The organism is uncultured Thiocystis sp. (assembly GCF_903866365.1).
Taxonomy (GTDB): Bacteria; Pseudomonadota; Gammaproteobacteria; order Chromatiales; family Chromatiaceae; genus Chromatium.
The window spans coordinates 1-1761 of record NZ_CAIPNF010000377.1 but is presented as its reverse complement, the minus strand read 5'-3'; the positions used below and the strand labels follow the sequence as shown (position 1 = coordinate 1761).

The 1761-nt window shown below is 57.4% G+C and carries 2 protein-coding genes; both read right to left on the bottom strand.

Translation table 11 applies throughout. From position 1 onward, the window contains the following. Positions 1-92 precede the first annotated feature (92 nt). A complete protein-coding gene (locus QZY07_RS21105; protein ID WP_295406997.1) occupies positions 93-587 on the bottom strand; it encodes a hypothetical protein in 495 nt (164 codons plus the stop codon). Continuing rightward, the gene (locus QZY07_RS21100; protein ID WP_295406994.1) at positions 562-1272 is read right to left on the bottom strand and encodes a hypothetical protein; all 711 of its coding nucleotides are present in this window, start codon (positions 1270-1272) and stop codon (positions 562-564) included. The genes QZY07_RS21105 and QZY07_RS21100 overlap by 26 nt, the downstream gene beginning before the upstream one ends. Positions 1273-1761: the final 489 nt, after the last annotated feature.

Genomic DNA, 1761 nt, shown 5'->3' with positions numbered 1-1761 from the left:
GGTGAAACCAATAGTCGCACTCCAAGCGCAGTCAATACAGGGTTTCCCTGTAAGGAAGTCAGATTTTCCAATGTGCGGGTATATATATCAAGTTATTGATATATATAATTTATATTGCACAACTGAACTGAACCAGTGCCCATCCGCCCGATGGTCCAGGTAAAGAGCGCCCCCGGAACGATCAACGGATGGTCATCCGGGCTGATCTCCTCGAAGGCGATTTCAGCCTCCTCTTCAGGTCCATGCCCCGTCAGATCCGCGAGGCGCGCGATAAAGCCATCGCACTTGGGAGCCACCGAGACCACCATCCCTTCGAATTCCTGGTCGGTCACCAGTCCTGTCAGCGGAGATGATGCCCCGGCCGCGCGACGAAACGACAATGCCTTGCCGTTTGATGACACCGCCGTCAAGGTGGGCCAGCGCAAGCGGATATCCGTCGGCAGATCGGCCACCGAGGTGTCGACTCGTGCGTGCAGGAGACCGGCCGGTAAATGACCGAGTTGATTGATGCGTGTCCTGAGCGATCCGGGCAAACCTGCATTAGCCGTCAGCACGCGGATGTCACCGCCGCTTGTGAGTGCCGTCATCGAAATGCTCCTGTGACAAAAATCCGGTGATTAAGCCTTCGATGAGCTGCTCCGCACGTTGGAGCGATGCGTCAAAGTCCGATTCGATTTTTTCCACGAAGTACATTGTCGCCGCTGTACCGCCCGTCTCAGCGTCTTTTGGAAGCTCGAAATGGTCATTGACGCGCAAAGAGACAAATCCCGACCGATCCGGTTCCGCAGAGACCAGAACGTGTCCAAGCATGTCATCGGGCCGGGAACCCTGGACATGAATCCCCCGCATGCCGGGTTGCACCAAGAGTTCGTTCCACGGCGACTTCGGTGCCAGGTAATGACCAAAGTTGTGCCACTCGGCATCCGTGGCAAAGCGCCAGCGTTGCGTCAGATTGATCCCGAGTTGCTTGGTTGGCGTATGGCGGAGCGTTGAAAAGGTGCCCACGATCAAGTCGCGCAGACTGACACGAAAGGCTGAACTTCGGATCTTGGCGGAAAAACGATCAGCCAGCACGTCCACCGACACCCAGTCGAGACGAAAGCTCGCGATATCGTGATGCATGATCTCGATGTCCGCCTCTTCGGCTTCGGAGCGACGGATAAGTCCTTCGAGGGCAAACCACGCCGGCTGAAAAATCATCGGGTTGAAGTCGCCGATCAGAACGATGGCGATCTCCTCACCTTCGATGGTTGGTCGCTGCCGGGTATTCATGGGGCATTAGTAAAATCAACATGACGGGTGCGGTATGGACGGGGGATGGTACCATTGCCATCAATGGGCGCCAATGAGTTCCGCTGGATGGCCATGGCATTGGCCTGCCATCTCAGTGTGGTCAATGCACAATCGGCTTGCTTGAAAAACAAGATCTTGAGGAACTCGCCATGCTCGCTGCAACAGCGACTGAGTTCCATGGTTGGGATCGGTAGCCCCCGGATCAACCGCTTTCGCAACCGCTTCTGAGAATGGAGAGATGGATGTCCCCGACCACTTCGACCGCTGTTCGCAGTTCACTCGTCGAGGCCCTACGCCTCGATCTGGTCGGCCCCGACAACGATCACGCGGCCTTGATCATCGTTCCGGCCACCCCCTACGCCGCGACAGGTAGGAGATAGGCTAGCTTTGGAGGCGGCGGTCGTCGGCGCGCCGGGGATGGCGGCATCGGCATCCGCTCCAGGAGTTGCTCGAACAGGGGTGCCGGCG